The following is a 20,080-nucleotide window of genomic DNA, read 5'->3' as shown; positions in this document are numbered from 1 at the left end:
CGTTGCGTGTCGGGTTATGCTGCGGCCCGCCCTATGAGTCTGTTTCTCTTCAAGCGTTTCCTGACCCTGATCGCGACCCTGGTCGGCGCATCCGTCATCGTTTTCCTGGTGCTCGAGATCCTGCCAGGCAATGCCGCGCAGATGCTCATGGGCCCGGACGCCGCACCCGAGGCGGTGGCCGCGCTGGCCGCCAAGCTCGGCCTCGACCAGCCGGCCTGGACCCGCTACTGGCACTGGATCGGCGGGCTGCTGACGGGCGAGCTCGGCGACAGCTACGCCTACAGCTCGCCGGTGCTCGACCTGATCCTCGAACGCCTCGCGCTGACCGTGCCGCTGGCCCTGCTGGCGATGGCCTTCACCACCGTGCTGGCGCTGGCGGTCGGCGTGACCGCCGCGGCCCGCCACAACAAGCTCGGCGACGTCGGGCTGATGGGGCTGACGCAGGTCGRCATCGCGATCCCCAACTTCTGGTTCGCGATCCTGCTGATCCTGGTCTTCTCGGTGCAGCTGCAGTGGTTCTCTGCCGGCGGCTTCGAGGGCTGGGGCGAAGGCATCCTGCCGGGGCTCAAGGCACTGCTGCTGCCGGCCCTGTCGCTGGCGGTGGTGCAGGCCGCGATCCTGGCGCGGATCACGCGCTCGGCGGTGCTCGAGGTGATGCGCGAGGACTTCGTCCGCACCGCGCGCGCCAAGGGCGTGTCGCAGCGCGCGGTGCTGTGGAGCCACGTGCTGCGCAACGCGATGATTCCGGTGGTCACGGTGATGGGCATGCAGTTCTCCGAACTGCTGGCCGGCACCATCGTGGTCGAGAACGTGTTCTACCTGCCGGGCCTCGGCCGGCTGATCTTCCAGGCCATCAGCAACCGCGACCTGATCGTGGTGCGCAACTGCGTGATGCTGCTGGCCGCGATGGTCGTCATCGTCAACTTCGTGGTCGACGTGCTGTACGCCGTGATCGACCCGCGCATCAAGGCTTCCGACATATGAGCGCAGCGACATGAGCGCCCTTCCCACCGCCGTGCCGAGCGCGGCCGCCTTCAAGGTGCCCGGCTTCTGGCGCCGCGCCCTGCGGCACCGCAGCTTCACGATCGGCGCCGTGCTGAGCCTGTTGCTGATCCTGGCGGCGGCGGTCTCGCTCGTCTGGACGCCCTGGTCGCCCTACGAGATGGACCTGGCGAGCAAGCTGCAGAAGCCGAGCTGGAGCCATTGGCTGGGCACCGACACCTTCGGCCGCGACGTCGCCACGCTGCTGCTGGTCGGCGCCCGCGCCTCGATCCTGGTCGGCGTCATCGCGGTCGGCATCGGCCTCACGGTCGGCACCGCGCTCGGGCTTCTGGCCGCGGCGAAGCGCGGCTGGGTCGAGGAAGCGATCATGCGGCTGACCGACTTCACGATGGCCTTCCCGGCGATCCTGTCGGCGATCATGATGACCGCGGTGTTCGGCGCCGGCATCGTCAACGCGATCATCGCCATCGGCATCTACAACATCCCGACCTTCGCGCGCATCACGCGCGCCTCCGCCAACGCGATCTGGTCGCGCGAGTACGTGGCGGCGGCGCGGGCCTGCGGCAAGGGCGCCTTCTCGATCACGATGCAGCATGTGCTGCCGAACATCTCGGCGGTGCTGATCGTGCAGATCACGATCCGCTTCGCGGTCGCGATCCTGGCCGAAGCGGCGCTCTCCTACCTCGGCCTCGGCACGCAGCCGCCGCAGCCTTCGTGGGGCCGCATGCTGAGCGAAGCCCAGACCATGATGTTCCAGGCCCCCCTGCTGGCGGTGTTCCCCGGCATGGCGATCGCGCTGGCGGTGCTGGGCCTCAACCTGCTCGGCGACGGCCTGCGCGATCTGCTGGACCCCCGCCTGGCCCGCGCCCGCTGAATCCCCCATGCCCCTTCTCGAAGTCAACGACCTCCATGTCCAATTGCAGACGCAGCGCGGCCCGGCCGAGGCGGTGCGCGGCATCGGCTTCACGCTGGAGCGCGGCGAAACCCTGGGCATCGTCGGCGAGTCCGGCTGCGGCAAGTCGATCACGGTGCAATCGCTGATGGGCCTGCTGCCATCCAGCGCCAAGGTCAGCGGCAGCATCCGCTTCGAGGGCACCGAGCTGGTCGGCCTGCCCGAGCGCGAGATGTGCCGGCTGCGCGGCGACCGCATCGGCATGATCTTCCAGGAGCCGATGACAGCGCTGAACCCGGTCCACACGATCGCGCGCCAGGTCGGCGAGCCGCTGCGGCTGCACCGCGGGCTGTCGGCCACCGAGGCGCGCAAGGAAGCGCTGGCGCTGCTCGAGCGGGTCGGCATTCCCGATGCCGCATCGCGCCTGGACGCCTATCCGCATCAGTTCTCCGGCGGCCAGCGGCAACGCATCGGCATCGCGATGGCACTGGCCTGCGGGCCCGACCTGCTGATCGCCGACGAACCGACCACCGCGCTCGACGTCACGATCCAGAAGCAGATCCTCGAGCTGATCCGCGGCCTGGTGGCCGAGCGCGGCATGGCGCTGATCCTGATCTCGCACGACCTCGGCGTGATCGCCGAGAGCGTCTCGAAGATGCTCGTGATGTACGGCGGCAGCGTGGTCGAGAGCGGTCCGACCGCCGCGGTCTTCGCCGAGCGCGCCCATCCCTACACGCAGGGCCTGTTCGCGGCCCGCCCGGCGCTGGGCGCGCCGCGCGGCGTCAAACTCGCGACCATCCGCGGCAGCGTGCCCGAGCTGGTCGACCTGCCGCCGGGCTGCCCCTTCGCGGGCCGCTGCCGCTACACCGTCGATGCCTGCCAGGCGACCCGGCCGCCGCCCGTGCGACTGCCCCACGACCACCACGTGCGCTGCATCCGGCTCGACGAGATCGCCGCCGAGGAAGGAGCTGCAGCGTGACCGAACATCGCTTCGACCCCGACCCGAAGTCCGCCCCGCTGCTCGAAGTCACGGACCTCGTGCGCCACTACACCCTGCCGCGCGAGCGCCTCTTCGGGCCGCCGCCGATGGTCAAGGCGCTCAACGGCGTGAGCTTCAGCGTCCGCCCCGGCCAGAGCCTGGGCATCGTCGGCGAATCGGGCTCGGGCAAGTCGACCATCGCACGGCTGGTGATGGCGCTCGACCGGCCGACCTCGGGCAGCGTCAGGCTGCTCGGGCGCAACCTGCACGCGCTGCCGAAGAACGAACTGCGGGCCGCGCGGCGCGATGTGCAGATGGTGTTCCAGGATCCCTACGGTTCGCTCGATCCGCGCCAGACCGTGGCGCGGATCGTCGCCGAGCCGTTGGAAGCATTGGCCGAATTGCCGCGCAAGGCGCAGCGCGAGCGCGCGGCCGAGTCGCTCGCCGCCGTCGGCCTGCGCAGCACCGACATGGACAAGTACCCGCACGAGTTCTCSGGCGGCCAGCGSCAGCGCATCGCGATCGCGCGSGCCCTGATCACGCGGCCSAAGCTGATCGTGGCCGACGAGCCGGTCAGCGCGCTCGACGTCTCGGTGCAGGCCCAGGTGCTCAACCTGATGCAGGACCTGCAGCARCAGTTCGGCATCAGCTACCTGCTGATCAGCCACGACCTCGCGGTGGTCAACCACCTGTGCGACGAAGTCTGCGTGCTGCACCGCGGCATCGTGGTCGAGCGCGGGGCGCCGCAGCGGCTGTTCGCGCACGCGAAGCATCCGTACACCCAGGCCCTGCTGGCCGCCGTGCCGCGCGCCGAACCACTCGCTTTCACATGAGCAAATGCTTGCGGCGCAGGCGCCCGTTCGCGATGATGTAACGTTGTATTTGCCCATCCGCCTTTCCCTGGAGCCCAGAACCATGCTGAATCGCCGTACCCTCCTGACCACCGCCGCACTCGCCACCGTGCCGCTCGCGCTGCCGCAAGCCGCGCTGGCGCAGGGCCGCAAGGACTCGATGGTGATCGGCATGACGCTCGAGCCGCCGGGACTGGACCCGACCGCCGGCGCCGCCGCCGCGATCGCCGAGATCGTCCAGTACAACGTCCTCGAGACCCTGACCAAGATCAATGCCGACGGCAGCGTCTCGCCGCTGCTGGCCGAGAGCTGGGAGATCTCGCCCGACCTGCGCACCTACACCTTCAAGCTGCGCSRCGGCGTSAAGTTCCAKRACGGCGAGCCCTTCAACGCGSASGCGGTCAAGTTCTCCTTCGACCGCGCCGGCGGCGAAAAAAGCACCAACAAGGACAAGCGCACCTTCGCCAACATCAGCACCCAGGTGATCGACGACTACACGGTGGTGATCATCAACAAGGAGATCGACCCCGACCTGCCCTTCGTGCTGGGCCAGGCGACGGCCGTCATCGTCGAGCCCAAGAGCGCCGACACCAACGCCACCAAGCCGGTCGGCACCGGACCCTACAAGCTCGACAGCTGGAACAAGGGCAGCTCGCTGGTGCTGAGCAAGTGGGACGGCTTCCGCAACCCGGGTGCGGCGAAGCTCAACAAGGTCACCTTCCGCTTCATCTCCGACCCGGCGGCCCAGGCCGCCTCGCTGCTGGCCGGGGACGTCGATGCCTTCCCGCGCATCGCCACGCGCGTGGTGCCGCAGTTCAAGAACAACCCGCAGTTCCAGGTGATCCTGGGGGGCTCGCGGGCCAAGACCATCCTGGCGATCAACAACAAGCGCAAGCCGCTCGACGATGTGCGCGTGCGGCGCGCGATCTCGATGGCGATCGATCGCAAGGCGGTGATCGAGGGTGCGGCCGACGGTTTCGGCGTGCCCATCGGCAGCCACTACGTGCCGGGCGCGGCGGGCTATGTCGACACCACGGGCGTGAATCCCTTCAACATCGAGAAGGCCAAGCAGTTGCTGGCCGAGGCCGGCGTGAAGACGCCGCTTGAACTCACGATGACGCTGCCGCCGCCGCCGTATGCGCGCCAGGGGGGCGAGGTGATCGTTGCCCAGCTGGCCAAGATCGGCATCAACGTGAAGATCCAGAACGTCGAATGGGCCCAATGGTTGAGCGGCACTTACGGCAACAAGGACTACGACCTCAGCATCGTCTCGCACGTCGAGCCCTTCGACCTCGGCAACTACGCCAAGTCGGACTACTACTGGGGCTATCAGTCGAAGGAATTCAACGCGCTGTTCGACAAGATCAAGGCGACCGGCAACACGGCCGAGCGCAACAAGCTGCTGGGCGATGCGCAGCGCCTGCTGGCCAACGACGCGGCCAACGCCTTCCTGTTCCAGCCGCAGTTCCCGGTCATCGCGAAGAAGGGTGTCAAGGGCCTCTGGAAGGAGATGCCGATCTTCGCCAACGACCTGGCGGCGCTGTCCTGGTCGTGACCGGCGGGCTGTACCAGCTGTCGGCGCAGGAACTGATCGCCGGCTACCGCGAGAAGAGTCTCTCGCCGGTCGAAGTCACGCAGTCGGTGCTCGCGCACATCGCGCGCTGGGAGCCGCACCTTCAGGCCACCTGGCTGCTGCGTCCCGAGTCCGCGCTCGAACAGGCCCGCGCGGCCGAGGCGCGCTGGGCCCGAGGCGAGCCAATGGGCCCGCTCGACGGCGTGCCCACCACGATCAAGGAAAACATCGCAACCCGGGGCGACCCGATGCCGGCCGGCACCGCGGCGACCGAGCTGCGACCGGCCGCGGCCGACGCGCCCCCCGCGGCGCGGCTGAAGGAAGCCGGCGCGGTGATCCTGGCCAAGACCACCATGCCCGACTACGGCATGCTGTCCTCGGGACTGTCGAGCTTCCATGCGCCGGCGCGCAATCCCTGGGACCTCTCGCGCACGCCCGGCGGATCGAGCGCCGGGGCCGGCGCCGCGGCGGCCGCGGGCTACGGACCGCTGCACATCGGCACCGACATCGGCGGCTCGCTGCGGCTGCCGGCGGCCTGGTGCGGCATCTTCACGCTCAAGCCCAGCCTGGGCCGGATCCCGATCGACCCACCTTACATGGGGCGCGCCGCGGGCCCCATGACGCGCACCGTGGCCGATGCGGCGCTGATGATGGCGCCGCTGACGCTCGCCGATGCGCGCGACAGCATGAGCCTGCCGCCACAGGACATCGATTGGTCCGGCTTCGACGTGGGCGCCGATCATCTGCGTGGCCTGCGCATCGGCTTGCTGCTCGACGCCGGCTGCGGCCTCGCGGTCGCGCCCGAGATCCGCGCCGCGGTCGAACATGCGGCCCGCCTCTTCGAGCGCGCGGGCGCGATCGTCGAGCCGATGCCGCCTTTCATGACTCAGACCATGCTCGAGGGCATGGACCACCTGTGGCGCATGCGATCGCTGGTCGACATGAAGGCGCTGCGGCCCGAACAGCGCGCCAAGGTGCTGCCCTACATCCGCCAGTGGGCCGAGAGCGCCGAGGGCTTCGGCGGCGAGCATGTCTTCCGCGCCTTCAGCCAGTTCCATGCGACGCGCGTGGCCAGCGTGGCGGCCTGCGCCCGCTACGACTACGTGATCTCGCCGACGGCGCCGAACCTGCCGGCCGCGGCCGAGGCGCCCTCGCCCACCAACGACCCGCTGCACCCGCTGGAGCACATCGGCTTCACGGTGCCCTTCAACATGTCGGAGCAGCCGGCGGCCTCGATCAACTGCGGCTACAGCGCCGGCGGCCTGCCGATCGGCCTGCAGATCGCGGGGCAGCGCTTCGATGACCTGGGCGTGCTCAGGGTCTCGCGCGCCTTCGAGCTGGTCCGCGATCCGCAGCGGCCCTGGCCCGAACCGCCGGGCGGCTGATCGGCAGGACGAAACGCACAACGCCATGAGCTTCACCGACAGCCTGGGCAATCCGGTCACGGTCGACGACGCCGCGAGCCTGCCGGCGATCGATGCCTTCGTCGAGGGCTTCATCTCCTGCGAGGCCCGCGCGGTCGACGCGCTGGCCGCCGCCGAAGATGCCAGCCCGCTCGTGCAGGCCTACTGCGCCACCTTGCACCTGTTCGCCGAATCGAAGGATGCGGCGGCCAACGCCCGCCCCTTCCTCCAGCGCGCACAGGCCGGCGCGTTGCGCGCCACGCCGCGCGAGCAGCGCTATATCGAGGCCATCGCGGCCTGGGCCGCCGGCGACATCGCGCGCGCGATCGCGCTGCACCGGGAGCAGGCCAAAGAACATCCGCGCGACCTGGCCTCGCTCAAGCTCGGCCAATACCACTGCTTCAATACCGGCGACTGCCCCGGCATGCTGCGGCTCGCACTGGCGGCGCTGCCCGCCGCCGGCGACGTGCCCTACCTGCACGGCATGGCGGCCTTCGGCTACGAGCAATGCCACCTGATGCGCGAGGCCGAGGCCAGCGCGCGACGGGCCATCATGATGCGCCGCAAGGAGCCCTGGGCCCACCATGCGCTGGCCCACGTGATGCTGACCGAAGGGCGACTCGCCGAGGGGCTGGCCGTCATGCGCGCCCTCAGCGACACCTGGGTCGGACTCAACTCCTTCATGGTCACCCACAACTGGTGGCACGTGGCGCTGTTCCTGATCGACCTCGGCCGCGATGACGAGGCGCTGGCCCTCTACGACCGCGAGGTCTGGGGCGTGGTCAAGGACTACTCGCAGGACCAGATCGGTGCGGTCTCGCTGCTGGCGCGCTTCGAGCTCGCAGGCATCGACGTCGGCGAGCGCTGGCACGACCTGGCCCTGCACCTGGCGCAGCGGCTCGACGACCATGTGCTGCCCTTCCTGGACTTGCAATACCTCTACGGGCTGGCCCGCGCCGGCCGCAGCGAGGCCGACCTGCTGCTGCACAACATCGAGGCCTTCGCGCCGAACGCGCCGCCTTCCACGCGCGACGCCTGGCAGCGCGTCTGCGTGCCGGCAGCGCACGGGCTGCGCGCCCACGCCCGCGGCGACTTCGCGGCGGCGATCGATGGATTGGGCCTGGCCCTGCCCCGGCTGGTCGAGATCGGCGGCAGCCATGCGCAGCGCGACCTGTTCGAGCAGGTGTACCTCGATGCGATGCTGCGCCTCGGCACCGAGTCTTCGCTGGCCGGCGCGCAAGGCATCCTGCAGCAGCAGCTCAACGGCCAGCCCGAGTCGGTGCGGCTGCGGCGGAAGGCCGCCGCGGTCTACGCCCGGCTCGGCCTGCCCGACTTCGGCGATCGCGTGACGCACGGCGCATAAGTCCCCGCGCAGCCAACGTCCAGAGCTACCGCGGAACCGGCTTTGCCGGGCCGCTGGTATCGCCCCCTCGAGGGGGAGGCGCCGCAGGCGCTTCGGGGGTGTTTCGCGTTATGCCACCTCGTGCGCGGCCATGGCTTCGAGCGCCTTGACCAGCGCCGAGTGATCGAGCTGGTCCCAGCCGTGGGCGGCGCAGGACTGCATCAGCTGGGCCGCGGACGCGGTCTGCGGCAGCGCCACGTCCATTTCCTTCGCGCCCGCGAGCGCCAGGTTCAGGTCCTTCTGGTGCAGCGCGATGCGGAAGCCCGGGTTGAAGGTGCGCTTGATCATCCGCTCGCCATGCACCTCGAGGATGCGGCTGGCCGCGAAGCCGCCCATCAGCGCCTGCCGCACCTTGGCCGGATCGGCGCCGGCCTTGCTCGCGAACAGCAGCGCCTCGCCGACCGCCGCAATGTTGAGCGCCACGATGATCTGGTTCGCCACCTTGGTGGTCTGGCCGTCGCCATTGCCGCCGACCAGGGTGATGTTCTTGCCCATGGCCTCGAACAGCGGCCTGGCGCGCTCGAACACTGCGGCGTCGCCGCCCACCATGATCGTCAGGCTCGCGGCCTTGGCGCCGACCTCGCCGCCCGAGACCGGCGCATCGAGGTAGTCGCAGCCGAGCGCGTTGATCTTCTTCGCGAAGCGCTTGGTCTCCATCGGCGCGATCGAACTCATGTCGATCACGGTCTTGCCCCGGGTCAGGCCCGAGGCCACGCCGTCCTCGCCGAACAGCACCTGCTCGACGTCGGGCGTGTCGGGCAGCATCAGGATCACGACCTCGGCCGCGCGCGCGACCTCGGCGTTGGTCTTGCAGACGGTGGCGCCCTGGAGTGCGTCGGGCACCTTGCTGCGCGTGCGCACGATCATCTCGTGGCCGGCCTGCATCAGGTTCTGCGCCATCGGCGCGCCCATGATGCCGAGGCCGATGAATCCGATCTTCATGTTCTGTTTCCTTTCAGTAGGTGGAGGGGCCGGGCGCGGCCGGTGCGGCGCGCATCCTGGAAAGCAGCTGCTGCGAGCCGGCCGCGATCATTCGCGCATCGGAGCTCACGGTGACGAATTGGAAGCCCTTGGCGATGCGCGCCAGCGCGCCCTCGGCCGTGCCGTTGTGGATACCGGCCACCAGGCCGTGCGCCTTGGCGCGCTCGAGGATGTGGTCGATGGCCTGCGCCGCCGGCGGGTCGACATCGTCGAACACCGGCCGGCAGCCGAGCGCCAGCGAAAGGTCCGACGGCCCGATGTAGACCGCGTCCAGCCCCTCGACCGACATGATCGCGTCGAGGTTCTCGAGCGCCTGGGCGGTCTCGATCATCGCGAAGGTGACGATGGTGTCGTTGGCATGCTGCGCATAGTCGGCGCCGCCGTAGAGCGAAGCCCGGATCGGCCCGAAGCTGCGCGTCCCGCGCGGCGCGTAGTGGGTATAGGCCACCAGCTTCGCGGCCTCGTCGGGCGTGCTGATCATCGGGCAGATGACGCCGTAGGCACCGGCATCGAGCGCCTTCATGAGCGCGCTCGGGTCGAGCCAGGGCACGCGCACCACCGGCACCGTGTCGGTGGTCGAGATCGCCTGCAGCATCGGGATCATCGACTGGTAGTCAACCACGCCGTGCTGCAGGTCGATGGTCAGCGAGTCCCAGCCCTGGTGGGCCATGGTCTCGGCCGAGAAGCCGTTGGGGATCGCGAGCCAGCCGTTGACCGCGGCGCCCCCCGATTTCCACAGCGTGCGCAGGCGGTTTTCTCTCATGGGTGGCTCCTTTTAATCAGTTGAGGACAGAGCAAAAACTGCTGCGCAGTTTCTTGGTCTGTCCCGCAATGTCTCAGTTCGTCGAGGAAAGAGCAAAAACTGCTGCGCAGTTTCTTGGTCTGTCCCGCAAGGTTTTCAACGATCGAAGGCCGGTCGCTTGGGGTCGAATTTCCAGCCGGGGATCAGGGCCTGCATCGCGACCGCGTCGTCGCGCGCGCCGAGCCCGTGCTGCTTGTACAGCTGGTGGGCCTTCTCGACCTCGGCCATGTCGAGCTCGACGCCCAGGCCGGGCTTCTTCGGCACCTGCACCTGGCCGCCGACGATCTGCAGCGGCTCCTTGGTCAGGCGCTGGCCGTCCTGCCAGATCCAGTGGGTGTCGATCGCGGTCACGCGGCCCGGGGCGGCGGCGCCGACCTGAGTGAACATCGCCAGCGAGACGTCGAAGTGGTTGTTCGAATGCGAGCCCCAGGTCAGGCCCCAGTCGCGGCAGGTCTGGGCCACGCGCACCGAGCCGGCCATCGTCCAGAAATGCGGATCGGCCAGCGGGATGTCGACCGACTGCAGCGCCAGCGCATGGCTCATCTGGCGCCAGTCGGTGGCGATCATGTTGGTGGCGGTCGGCAGGCCGGTGGCGCGGCGGAACTCGGCCATCACCTCGCGGCCCGAGAAGCCCTCCTCGGCGCCGCAGGGATCCTCGGCATAGGCCACCACGCCGCGCATGTCGCGCATCAGGCGGATCGCATCCTTCAGCAGCCAGCCACCGTTGGGGTCGAGCGTGACGCGGGCCTCGGGGAAGCGCTCGTGCAGGGCGACGATGGCCTGCACCTCTTCCTCGCCGCGCAGCACGCCGCCCTTGAGCTTGAAGTCGTTGAAGCCGTACTTGTCGCGCGCCGCCTCGGCCAGGCGGACGATGGCCCCGGGGGTCATCGCCTGCTCGTGGCGCAGGCGGAACCAGTCGTTGTCGGCCTCGGGCTCGCGGGCGTAGGGCAGATCGCTCTTGTCGCGGTCGCCGACATAAAAAAGATAGCCGAGCATCTCGACCGCATCGCGCTGCTGGCCTTCGCCGAGCAGCGCCGCGACCGGCACGCCCAGGTGCTGGCCCAGCAGGTCGAGCAGCGCCGATTCGATCGCGGTCACGGCGTGGATGGTGGTGCGCAGGTCGAAGGTCTGGAGGCCGCGGCCGCCGGCGTCGCGGTCGGCGAACTGCTTGTGCACCCGCTGCATCACGCGCTGGCAGTGGCCGATCGACTGGCCGACCACCAGATCGCGGGCGTCTTCGAGGGTCTGGCGGATCTTCTCGCCGCCGGGCACCTCGCCGACCCCGGTGCGGCCGGCGTTGTCCGTGAGGACCAGGATGTTGCGGGTGAAGAAGGGACCGTGGGCGCCGCTCAGGTTGAGCAGCATGCTGTCGCGGCCGGCGACCGGGATGACGCGCAGGTCTGTGACGAGGGGGGTTTCATTCGGCATGGCGAGATTCAAAAAAGTTCAGCAAGCGAGGATCAATCCATACCCAGGCCAGGAACACCGCGGAACCGGCTGCGCCGGGCCGCTGGTGCTGCCCCCGGTCGGGGGTGGGCGCCCGGACACGAAGTGCCGGGCAACCTGGGGGCGAGCTCAATCCACCGTGATCTTGCCCGTCTCGATCACCTTCTTCCAGCGGGCGAACTCCTGCTGCTGGAACTTCGCGAATTGCTCGGGCGTGTTGGCGACCACCTCGAGGCCGATGGTGGTGAACTGCTGCTTCACGGCGGGGTCGTTCAGCGCGGCGGCCATCGCATCATGCGCCTTGCTGCGCACCGTGGGCGGCAGCCCCTTGGGGGCGACGATGGCCTGCCACGAATAGACCTCGAGGTTCTTGATGCCGGCCTCGGCCGCAGTGGGCACGTCGGGCAGCACCGGCGATCGCTTGTCGCCGGTGACCGCCAGCGCCCGCAGCTTGCCGGCGTTGATGTTCTGCACCACCGCGTTGACGTTCTGGAACGAAGCGTCGACCTGCCCGCCGAGCAGGTCGGTGATCGCCGGCGCGCCGCCCTTGTAGGGCACGTGCAGGCCGCTGGTGCCGGTCTGCTGCCAGAACAATTCGGCCGTGAGGTGGTCGCTCGAGCCATTGCCCGAGGAGGCGAAGGTCATCTTTCCCGGGTTCGCCTTGAGGTTCGCGATGACGTCGGCCACTGTCTTGTGCGGCGACTTGGCCGGCACCACGAGCACGTTGGGCGCCTGGACCGCCACCGTGATCAGGTCGAAGTCCTTCAGCGCGTCGTATTGCATGCCCTTGATCAGGTGCGGCGCGATCACCAGCGGTCCCAGCGAGGTCACCAGGAATGTGGCGCCATCGGGGGCCGAACGCTTGACCTGGGTGGCGCCGATGGTGCCCGTGGCGCCGGCCTTGTTGTCGACCAGGAAGGTCTGGCCCAGCTTCTCGCCGAGCTTCGGCGCGATGGCGCGCGCCACCATGTCGGTCGATCCGCCGGGCGGGAACGGAACCACCAGGTTCACCGGTTTCTGGGGCCAGTCCTGGGCCTGGGCGCCGAGGGCCGCGAGGCCGAGGGCGAAGCTGCCGAACAATCTCTTCATGTCTGTCTTCTGGGAGTGATTTGAAATGGTAGCGCTACCTTGGATAAACGAATGATAGCGCTACCGTCCCAGGAAGGAATCAAAATCAACTAGGGGTTTGTACGGATCAGGCGCTCTCGCGCTCGACGATCGAGAAGCCGATGTCCACCACCCGTGGCCCGACTTGCCGACCCTCCGCCCGGTCGACGATGAACTGGGCGGCCTGGCGGCCGATGGCCGTGCCGTCGATGCGCACCGTCGTCAGTGCGGGATGCAGGTCGGCGGCGAATTCGAGGTCGCCGAAACCGACCACCGCCACCTGGCCGGGCACGGCCACGCCGCGCGCCTGTGCCTCGGTCATGACGCCGAGCGCCAGCAAGTCCGAACTGCAGAACACGGCGTCGATGCCGGGCGCGTCGCGCAGCAGCTGCGCCAGCGCCGTGCGGCCGCTCTTCAGCGTCGTCGGCGCCGGCACCCGAACCACCGCCACCTCGGGCAGCCCGGTGCTGCGTGCGGCTTCCTGGAAGGCCTGCAGCCGCCGGAAGGCGCGCTCGTCGTCGCCCGCGACGACCGCCAGCCGGCGCCGGCCCCGGGCATGGAGGAATTCGACCACCGCGCGGCCGACGGCGGGGTGCGAGAAGCCCACCAGCATGTCGAGCGGCGTCGGCGTCAGGTCCCAGGTCTCGACCACCGGGATGCCGGCAGCGAGCAGCCGCTTGCGCCCCTCGGGTGAATGCATGATGCCGGTCAGGACGATGCCGTCGGGGCGGCGGCCGATGATGGCTTCGAGCAGCGCGTCCTCGCGCGAATCGACGTAGCCGCTCTGGCCCAGCATCAGCTGGTAGCCGCGTTCGGCCAGCGCCTGGGTCAGCGATTGCACGGTCTGCAGGAACACCGGGCCGGCGATCGTCGGCACCACGGCCGCGACCAGCCGGCTGCGGGTGGACGCCAACCCGCCGGCCAGCACGTTGCGCACGTAGCCGGTGCGCTCGACCGCGGCCGTGACTTTCTTCAGCACCTCGGCCGACACCTGCCGGGGCGAGCTCAGCGCCCGCGAGGCGGTGATCGGCGCCACGCCCGCGAGCCTGGCGACATCGTGCAGCGTGACCGCACCGCTGCCGCGGCGGGCACGTCGGGCGGGGGGCTGCTCGCTGCTCATGCTGCAGATTCTAGGCGCACGGTAGCGCTACCGAACGGCCGCATGCCTCAGGCATCGTAGCCCCGTGGCACCACGAATCCGCCGAGCGCGCGCTCCACGGCCTCGGCGAAGGCGATCGTCGTGCGATCTTCCAGGTAGGGGCCGATGATCTGCATGCCGACCGGCAGCCCCTCGTCGCTCCGCCCGATCGGCATGACGGTCGCGGGCAGGCCGGTCAGCGTCGCGAGACTGGACCAGGGGGACTGGTCCTTGTAGGCGATCTCGCGGTCGTCGACGCGCAGCCGCCGCGCCTCCATCTCGCCCTGGTCATGGGCGAAGGCCGGTGTCGGCGCGACCGGGCACAAGACCACATCCCACTGCGCGAAGAACGCGCGCCACCGGTGCGCGATGCTGGCGCGCACGCGGTCCGCGTGGATCCAGTCGCGGTGGCTGATGCCGGCTTCGACGCCCGGCATGTCGGCACCCAGTTGCGCCCACAGCAGCTGGCCCCACAAGGATGCAACCCGCGCCAGGTCCGGCAGCAGCGGGCTGCCACGGCCGACCCGGCAGCCGGCTCGCTCGAGTGCTTCGCCGAGGTGCTGCAGGGCCGAACGTACCGCCTTCGAGGTCGGCACCAGCGGATGCTCGTCGAGCAGCAGCACGCGGAAATCGGCGAGCGCGGCGTGGCGCGCGGGCGGCAGCGCCAGCCGGTAGGCGATCGCTTCCGCATCGTCGGGACCGGCGACCACATCGAGCGCCAGCGCGAGGTCGGCGGCGCTGCGCGCCATCGGGCCGACCACGGCGAGGTCGACCGCCGGATCCGCCGACAGCGCCGGCGTGCCCGGCGGCGCGCTGCCGCGCATCGGCACCAGGCCGTGCGTGGGCTTGTGCGCGAAGACGCCGCAGAAATGGGCCGGCACGCGCAGCGAACCGACCAGGTCGGAGCCGAACTCGAGCGAGACATAGCCCGCCGCCAACGCGGCCGCGCCGCCGCCGGACGAGCCCCCCGGCGTGCGCGCCAGGTCCCACGGATTGTTCGTGGTGCCGTAGACCGGATTGCTGGACTGCCAGTCGGCCAGTTGCATCGCGACGTTGGTCTTGCCGAGAACGACGGCACCGGCCGCCTTCAGGCGCCGGACCAGCACCGCGTCTTCGGCCGCAGCCGGCTGCCCCGTGCCCGGAATGCCCCAGGTGGTCGGCAGGCCCTCGACGTTGAAGGCTTCCTTGACCGTGACGGGAACGCCCAGCAGCGGGCGGCGTTCACCGCGCGCCAGCGCCGCATCGGCGGCCCGGGCCGCCTCGCGGGCGCGCTCGAAATCGCGCACCACCACGGCATTGAGCGCGGGGTCGAGTCGCTCGATGCGCGCGACCGATCGCTCCAGCAGGGCGACGGCCGAGGTCGTTCCGGCTTGCAGCGCCGCGACGAGTTCTCGGGCGGTCGCGTAGTCCATGGGCATCGGTCCGGCGGGTTTCACACGGCTACTTCTTCAGGTGCCGGCTCTGGTCGTAGGTCGGCTGCGCCGGCAGGTCCGCCAGGTGCCGCGTGTCGGCCCAGTCGACGATCTCAATCTGCTCGGGCTGCGCGGCATCGGCAATGCGGATCCGGTTGAAGCCGGCATTGGGGATGTCGCTCTGACGCGGTCCATTGAGCCCCAGTCCGCGCGCGGTCCGCCAGACCATGTCGAGCACGCCGCCATGCGTGACCACCAGCAGCTTCTGCCCGGTGTGTGCAGTCGCGATGCGGCCCAGCGCCGCGATGATGCGGGCATGGAACTGGCGCGGCGATTCGCCCTCGGGCATCGCATGGTCCTCGCGGAACTGCAGCCAGTCCTCCCAGGCCCGCGGGTGCAGGGTCTGGATCTCGTCGGCGCGCATGCCTTCGACGATGCCGAAGTGCTGCTCGCGCAGCGAGACCGTGGTGAGGATCTCGAGCTCGAGCTGGCGCGCCGCCGGCGTCGCGGTCTGCTGCGCCCGCATCAGGTCGCTGCTGATGAGCTGCTGCACCGGCTCGCCGGCCAGGCGCAGTCCGAGCCGGCGCGCCTGCTCGTGGCCCATGTCGTTGAGGGGAACGTCGATGTGGCCCTGGAAGCGCAACTCGCGGTTCCAGTCGGTCTCGCCGTGGCGGATCAGGATGAGTTCGGTGGTGTTGGGCATAGGCTGGGCTCCATTCTCCCCCGCAGCGCGTGCCGGGCATACGGCGGCGCCCGCTTCGCCGAGAATCCGGACATGCCAAGTCTCGTATTGCTGCCCGGCCTCGCCTGCGACGAACGCCTCTGGGAGGCCCAGCGGCCCGCCCTGCCCCCCGCCCTCGATGTGCGCGTGACCGACGCCCACATGCGCCACGACCGCATCGAAACCATGGCCGCCGCCGTGCTGGCCGAGAACCCCGGGCCGCTGATCCTCTGCGGCGCATCGATGGGCGGCATGGTCGCGATGGAGGTCGCGCGGCAGGCGCCAGGCCGCATCGCCGGCCTGGCGCTGCTCGGCACCAATGCCCGCGCCGAGACGCCCGAGATGTATGAATTGCGGCGTTCGGCCATCGAACTCTTCGAGAACGGCGAGGCCCGCGACGTCATCGAGCTCAACGCCGGCTTCGCCTTCCATCGTTCGCGCGCCGGCGACGCGGCACTGCTGCGGCGCTACGTCGACCTGGTGCTCGACGCCGGCGCGCCGCAGCTGGTGCGGCAGAACCGGGCGCTGATGGCGCGTCCCGACGCCCGCTCCCACCTGCCCGGCTTGCGCTGCCCGGTGCTCGTGATGTGCGGCGACGACGACCGGCTGACGCCGCCCGAATGCTCGCGCGAAATCGCCGCGCTGATCCCGCAGGCCGAGCTGGTCTGGGTCGCGCAGTGCGGCCACATGCTCACGATGGAGCGGCCCGAGTTCGTCAATGCGACGCTCGGCCCCTGGCTGCAGCGCTGGGTCGAGAAACCTTGACCACCCGGGGGTCAGTGCAACTGGCCGCCGGTTTCGCGTACATCGTCGCGAACCACGAGCGCCGTGGCGATCGCGATGCGCAGCCCGGCGACCACGGTGGCCAGCGCCATGCTCGGAAGCCCCGGCCGCTGCGCCACCTGCTCGGGCAGATAGGGAATGTGGATGAAGCCGCCGCGCATTCCTGCCACCGGCCGGATCGCGATCCGATGCATCAGGCCGAAGAACAGGTGGTTGCAGACGAAGGTGCCGGCGGTGTTCGACACCGCGGCCGGAATGCCCGCGGCGCGCAGGTCGCGCACCATGGCCTTGATCGGCAGGGTCGAGAAGTAGGCCGCAGGCGCGCCGGCCACCACCGGGGTGTCGATCGGCTGGCAGCCGGCGTTGTCGCAGATGCGGCCGTCGTCGACATTGATCGCCACCCGCTCGGGCGTCAGCTCGCTGCGGCCGCCGGCCTGGCCGACGGCCAGCACCAGCTGCGGCTGCAGTTCGTCGATCGCGGCGTCGAGTTCGCGCAGGGCGCTACCGAACACGCACGAGATGCAGCGCACATGCACCACGGCGCCCTCGGGGCGCCAGCCATCGAGCGCGCGCACCGCTTCCCAGGACGGATTGACCGCCTCCTGCTCGAAGGGCTCGAAGCCTGTCAGCAGGACGTTCACGTCGCCGCCACCGCGATGCCTTCGGCCGCCAGCCGCGCGCGGATGCGGCGCGCGAAGGCCAGTGCGTGCGGGCCGTCGCCGTGCAGGCAGACGGTCTGCGCGTTCACCGCCACCAGGCTGCCGTCGATCGCACGCACCCGGTGGTCGCGCACCAGCGACAAGGTCTGCGCCAGCGAGGCCTCTTCGTCGTCGATCAGGGCGCCCGGCTGGCTGCGCGGCACCAGGCTGCCGTCGGGCATGTAGCCGCGGTCGGCGAAGACCTCTTCCACCGGCACCAGGCCGGCGCGCTCGGCGGCGCCGATCATGCCGCTGCCCGCCAGCCCGAAATAGCGCAGCGAGGGATCGAAGCGGCGCACCGCTTCGCAGATCGCCTCGGCCAGCGCCGGCTCCTTGACCGCCTGGTTGTAGAGAGCGCCATGCGGCTTGACGTGGGCCAGCTTGCCGCCCTCGGCCCTGACGATCGCCGCCAGTGCGCCGATCTGGTAGAGCACGCCGGCCACGATCTCGTCGGGCGGCAGGTTCATGGTGCTGCGGCCGAAGTTCTCGCGGTCCGGGAAGCTCGGATGGGCACCGATCGCGACGCCGTTGGCGATCGCCCAGCGCACGCACTGCTGCATGGTGCGGGCGTCGCCGGCGTGCCAGCCGCAGGCGATGTTGGCCGAACTCACCAGGCCCAGCAAGGCCTCGTCGTTGGCGCATCCTTCGCCGAGGTCGGCGTTGAGGTCAATCTGCATGGCTTTCTCCTTGGGCCGGATTCTGCGCCGGCACGGCCCAGCCTGCGGACCCCAGGCCTTGCGCCACCTGCGCCAGGTAGCGCCGGCGCTCGTCCCAGGCAGCAAGGGCTTCGGCCGAATCCACCTGCTGCAGGCGCAGGCGGCCATTGAGCGGGGCCTGGGCCAGCTTCCAGAGGTCGGCGCGGATCACCACGCCGATGCGCGGATAGCCGCCCGTCGTCTGGGCATCGCCCATCAGGATGATCGGCTGACCCGAGGGCGGCACCTGGATCGTGCCCGGGATCACCCCCGAGGACAGCATGTCGACCGCGCGCCGGCGCTTGAGCTCGAAGCCCTCGAGCCGGCTGCCCATGCGGTTGCTCTGCGGCGTGATTCGCCAGGAGCCGCCCCACATCGCCTCGCGCGAGGCGATCGTGAACTGCCCGAACTCGGGGCCCGGCATGACGCGCAGCAAGGTCGCACGATCGCCATCCAGGCGCGGCGCAGGGCCGCGGACACCGAAGGGGCTGCGCGCCAGCTGCTGCGCATCGAGTGCCGAGGCGCCGAGCATCAGCTTGTCGCCCTTCTTCAGCGCCCGCCCCTGGAGGCCGCCGAACCCGGCCTTGAGGTCGGTGCTGCGCGAACCGAGGATCACCGGCACGTCGATGCCACCCGCCACCGCCAGCCAGGTCCTCAGCCCCGCCTTGAGCGGTGATCGGTTGGCTCCGGCCAGCGCGAGCACCTGCCCGGCAGCCACCGGCAGGCTCCAGTTCGGCCACAGCGCCACACCGTCGAGCGTGGCGCCGAAATCGTCGCCGGTGATCGCGATCCGCGTGGCGGTCTCGAAGCGAATCGCGCAGCCGCCCATCGTGAGCTCGATTCCGGCGGCGCCATCGGGGTTGCCGACCAGGCGATTGGCCAGCGTCATCGCCAGGGTGTCGAGCGCTCCGCCCGGGCAGATGCCGAGGTGGCGATGGCCCGGGCGGCCAAGGTCCTGCACCGAGGCCAGCATGCCCGGTCGCAGGACCGTGAGTCCGGTGCCGGCCGCCATCAAAGCGTCATGCTTTCGACCACGAAGCGCACCTGGTCGCCGGGCCGCAGCCGGGTCGGCTCGGCCGCGCCCGGATCGAACATCTCCAGCGGCGTGCGGCCGATCAGTTGCCAACCGCCCGGCGAGACCAGCGGATAGATGCCGGTCTGCTCGCCACCGATGCCCACCGAGCGCGCCGGCACCGCCAGCCGCGGCTCCCTGCGGCGCGGCGTCGCGAGCTCCGGCGGCAGCCCGCCCATGAAGGCGAATCCCGGCAGGAAGCCGAGCAGGTACACCACATAGTCGCCCGCACTGTGGCGCTTCACGACCTCGGCCGGAGACAAGCCCGTGTGGCGGGCGACCTCGGCCAGATCGGGACCGGACTCGCCGCCATAGGCGACCGGAATCTCGATGCGGCGCCCCTGGATGCCGGCCGCGGCCAACTGCGGCCAGGCCGACAGCACCTGCATCTCGAGCTCGACCACGTCGATCTGGGCCGGATCGAACAGCAGGCTCAGGTTGTTCATGCCCGGCAGCGCCTCCTGCACCCCGCGCCACCGCAGCGCTTCGGCGGCCAGTGCCCAGATCCGCTGCTGCTGCGCCAGCGTGGCGGGCGCCGGCAGCTCGCACACCAGGGCTGCCTCGCCCAGCGAATGCAGCCTGAGCGGCGCCTCGCTCACGCGGCGCTCATTCACGACCGAGGCTGCGGACCTTGGCGAGCAGGCTGTCCTGGACGTTGGGCGAGACGAACTTGTCGACCTCGCCGCCCAGCATCGCGATCTCGCGGACGAAGGTGCTCGAAATGAACTGGTACTTGTCGCTGGGCGTCAGGAACACGGTCTCGACCTCGGGCATCAGCGAGCGGTTCATGCCGGCCAATTGGAATTCGTAGTCGAAGTCGGTCACGGCGCGCAGGCCGCGCACCATCGCCTTGCCGCCGCGCGCCACCACGAAGTCGCGCAGGAGGCCCGAGAAGCTCTCGACCGTGACCTGGTCGCTGTAGGGCTTGACCGCGTCGCGCGCCATGTCGATGCGCTCCTGCAGCGTGAACAAAGCCTTCTTGTGGTGTCCCGCCGCCACCGCGACGATGACCCGGGAGAACAGTTGGGTCGCCCTGCGCACCACATCCTCGTGGCCTAGCGTCATGGGGTCGAAGGTGCCGGGATACACCGCGATCACGTTGCTGGACATGCTTTGCTTCCTC

20 protein-coding genes are annotated in these 20,080 nt (G+C 70.0%); 8 read left to right on the top strand and 12 right to left on the bottom strand.

The features are described from left to right. Positions 1-33 precede the first annotated feature (33 nt). The 7 genes from AC1D2E_RS06445 (at position 34) to AC1D2E_RS06415 (ending at position 8,063) form a co-directional block, all read left to right on the top strand. Positions 34-984, top strand: a complete 951-nt coding sequence (locus AC1D2E_RS06445; protein WP_478196632.1) for an ABC transporter permease — start codon at positions 34-36, stop codon at positions 982-984. A 10-nt stretch (positions 985-994) separates the two neighbouring features. Continuing rightward, positions 995-1,876, top strand: a complete 882-nt coding sequence (locus AC1D2E_RS06440; protein ID WP_478196631.1) for an ABC transporter permease — start codon at positions 995-997, stop codon at positions 1,874-1,876. A gap of 7 nt (positions 1,877-1,883) precedes the next feature. Further along, positions 1,884-2,873 (top strand): ABC transporter ATP-binding protein, encoded by a 990-nt coding sequence (locus AC1D2E_RS06435; RefSeq protein WP_478196630.1) that lies wholly within the window; start codon positions 1,884-1,886, stop codon positions 2,871-2,873. Beyond that, a complete protein-coding gene (locus AC1D2E_RS06430) occupies positions 2,870-3,706 on the top strand; it encodes an ATP-binding cassette domain-containing protein (protein WP_478196629.1) in 837 nt (278 codons plus the stop codon). The genes AC1D2E_RS06435 and AC1D2E_RS06430 overlap by 4 nt, the downstream gene beginning before the upstream one ends. 82 nt (positions 3,707-3,788) lie before the next feature. Further along, positions 3,789-5,279, top strand: a complete 1,491-nt coding sequence (locus AC1D2E_RS06425; protein ID WP_478196628.1) for an ABC transporter substrate-binding protein — start codon at positions 3,789-3,791, stop codon at positions 5,277-5,279. Further along, positions 5,276-6,682 (top strand): amidase, encoded by a 1,407-nt coding sequence (locus tag AC1D2E_RS06420; protein WP_478196627.1) that lies wholly within the window; start codon positions 5,276-5,278, stop codon positions 6,680-6,682. Before AC1D2E_RS06425 ends, AC1D2E_RS06420 begins: the two co-directional genes overlap by 4 nt. A 25-nt stretch (positions 6,683-6,707) precedes the next feature. Next, positions 6,708-8,063, top strand: a complete 1,356-nt coding sequence (locus AC1D2E_RS06415) for a tetratricopeptide repeat protein (RefSeq protein WP_478196626.1) — start codon at positions 6,708-6,710, stop codon at positions 8,061-8,063. A 108-nt stretch (positions 8,064-8,171) separates the two neighbouring features. Here the strand turns inward: AC1D2E_RS06415 and AC1D2E_RS06410 are convergent, their stop codons facing one another. From AC1D2E_RS06410 to AC1D2E_RS06380, 7 genes are all read right to left on the bottom strand, one after another. Continuing rightward, positions 8,172-9,044 (bottom strand): 2-hydroxy-3-oxopropionate reductase, encoded by an 873-nt coding sequence (locus tag AC1D2E_RS06410; protein WP_478196625.1) that lies wholly within the window; start codon positions 9,042-9,044, stop codon positions 8,172-8,174. Positions 9,045-9,057: 13 nt separating this feature from the next. Then, entirely contained in the window at positions 9,058-9,846 is a 789-nt protein-coding gene (locus AC1D2E_RS06405) for an HpcH/HpaI aldolase family protein (RefSeq protein ID WP_478196624.1), read from the bottom strand. Positions 9,847-9,981: 135 nt separating this feature from the next. Continuing rightward, positions 9,982-11,313: a glucarate dehydratase gene (gene gudD / locus AC1D2E_RS06400; protein WP_478196623.1), complete on the bottom strand. Its 1,332-nt coding sequence runs from the start codon at positions 11,311-11,313 to the stop codon at positions 9,982-9,984. Between the two features lie 147 nt (positions 11,314-11,460). Next, complete coding sequence (locus AC1D2E_RS06395) at positions 11,461-12,420, bottom strand: Bug family tripartite tricarboxylate transporter substrate binding protein (RefSeq protein ID WP_478196622.1); 960 nt, start codon at positions 12,418-12,420, stop codon at positions 11,461-11,463. Between the two features lie 106 nt (positions 12,421-12,526). Further along, a complete protein-coding gene (locus AC1D2E_RS06390) occupies positions 12,527-13,558 on the bottom strand; it encodes a LacI family DNA-binding transcriptional regulator (RefSeq protein WP_478196621.1) in 1,032 nt (343 codons plus the stop codon). 47 nt (positions 13,559-13,605) lie between these two features. After that, positions 13,606-14,988 (bottom strand): amidase family protein, encoded by a 1,383-nt coding sequence (locus AC1D2E_RS06385; protein ID WP_478196620.1) that lies wholly within the window; start codon positions 14,986-14,988, stop codon positions 13,606-13,608. A gap of 28 nt (positions 14,989-15,016) precedes the next feature. Then, positions 15,017-15,691: a histidine phosphatase family protein gene (locus AC1D2E_RS06380; protein ID WP_478174753.1), complete on the bottom strand. Its 675-nt coding sequence runs from the start codon at positions 15,689-15,691 to the stop codon at positions 15,017-15,019. Between the two features lie 72 nt (positions 15,692-15,763). Here AC1D2E_RS06380 and AC1D2E_RS06375 point away from each other — a divergent pair, with 72 nt between their 5' ends. Next, on the top strand, positions 15,764-16,474 hold the full coding sequence (locus AC1D2E_RS06375; RefSeq protein ID WP_478196619.1) for an alpha/beta fold hydrolase: 711 nt from the start codon (positions 15,764-15,766) through the stop codon (positions 16,472-16,474). Between the two features lie 11 nt (positions 16,475-16,485). Here AC1D2E_RS06375 and pcp read toward each other — a convergent pair whose 3' ends face one another. The 5 genes from pcp to coaD are packed head-to-tail and all read right to left on the bottom strand — an operon-like array spanning position 16,486 to position 20,067. Beyond that, positions 16,486-17,133, bottom strand: coding sequence for a pyroglutamyl-peptidase I (gene pcp / locus AC1D2E_RS06370; RefSeq protein WP_478196618.1), 648 nt, complete (start codon positions 17,131-17,133; stop codon positions 16,486-16,488). After that, positions 17,130-17,867, bottom strand: a complete 738-nt coding sequence (gene pxpA, locus AC1D2E_RS06365; RefSeq protein ID WP_478196617.1) for a 5-oxoprolinase subunit PxpA — start codon at positions 17,865-17,867, stop codon at positions 17,130-17,132. The genes pcp and pxpA overlap by 4 nt, the downstream gene beginning before the upstream one ends. Further along, the gene (locus tag AC1D2E_RS06360; protein WP_478196616.1) at positions 17,857-18,897 is read right to left on the bottom strand and encodes a 5-oxoprolinase subunit C family protein; all 1,041 of its coding nucleotides are present in this window, start codon (positions 18,895-18,897) and stop codon (positions 17,857-17,859) included. The genes pxpA and AC1D2E_RS06360 overlap by 11 nt, the downstream gene beginning before the upstream one ends. Beyond that, on the bottom strand, positions 18,897-19,571 hold the full coding sequence (gene pxpB, locus AC1D2E_RS06355; protein WP_478196615.1) for a 5-oxoprolinase subunit PxpB: 675 nt from the start codon (positions 19,569-19,571) through the stop codon (positions 18,897-18,899). Before pxpB ends, AC1D2E_RS06360 begins: the two co-directional genes overlap by 1 nt. Next, positions 19,564-20,067: a pantetheine-phosphate adenylyltransferase gene (gene coaD / locus AC1D2E_RS06350; protein WP_286506056.1), complete on the bottom strand. Its 504-nt coding sequence runs from the start codon at positions 20,065-20,067 to the stop codon at positions 19,564-19,566. Before coaD ends, pxpB begins: the two co-directional genes overlap by 8 nt. Positions 20,068-20,080: the final 13 nt, after the last annotated feature.

The sequence above is a fragment of the Variovorax sp. P1_H2 genome (assembly GCF_056405295.1).
The sequence above is the reverse complement of the archived record's forward strand: the minus strand, read 5'-3'. Positions and strand labels throughout refer to the sequence as shown.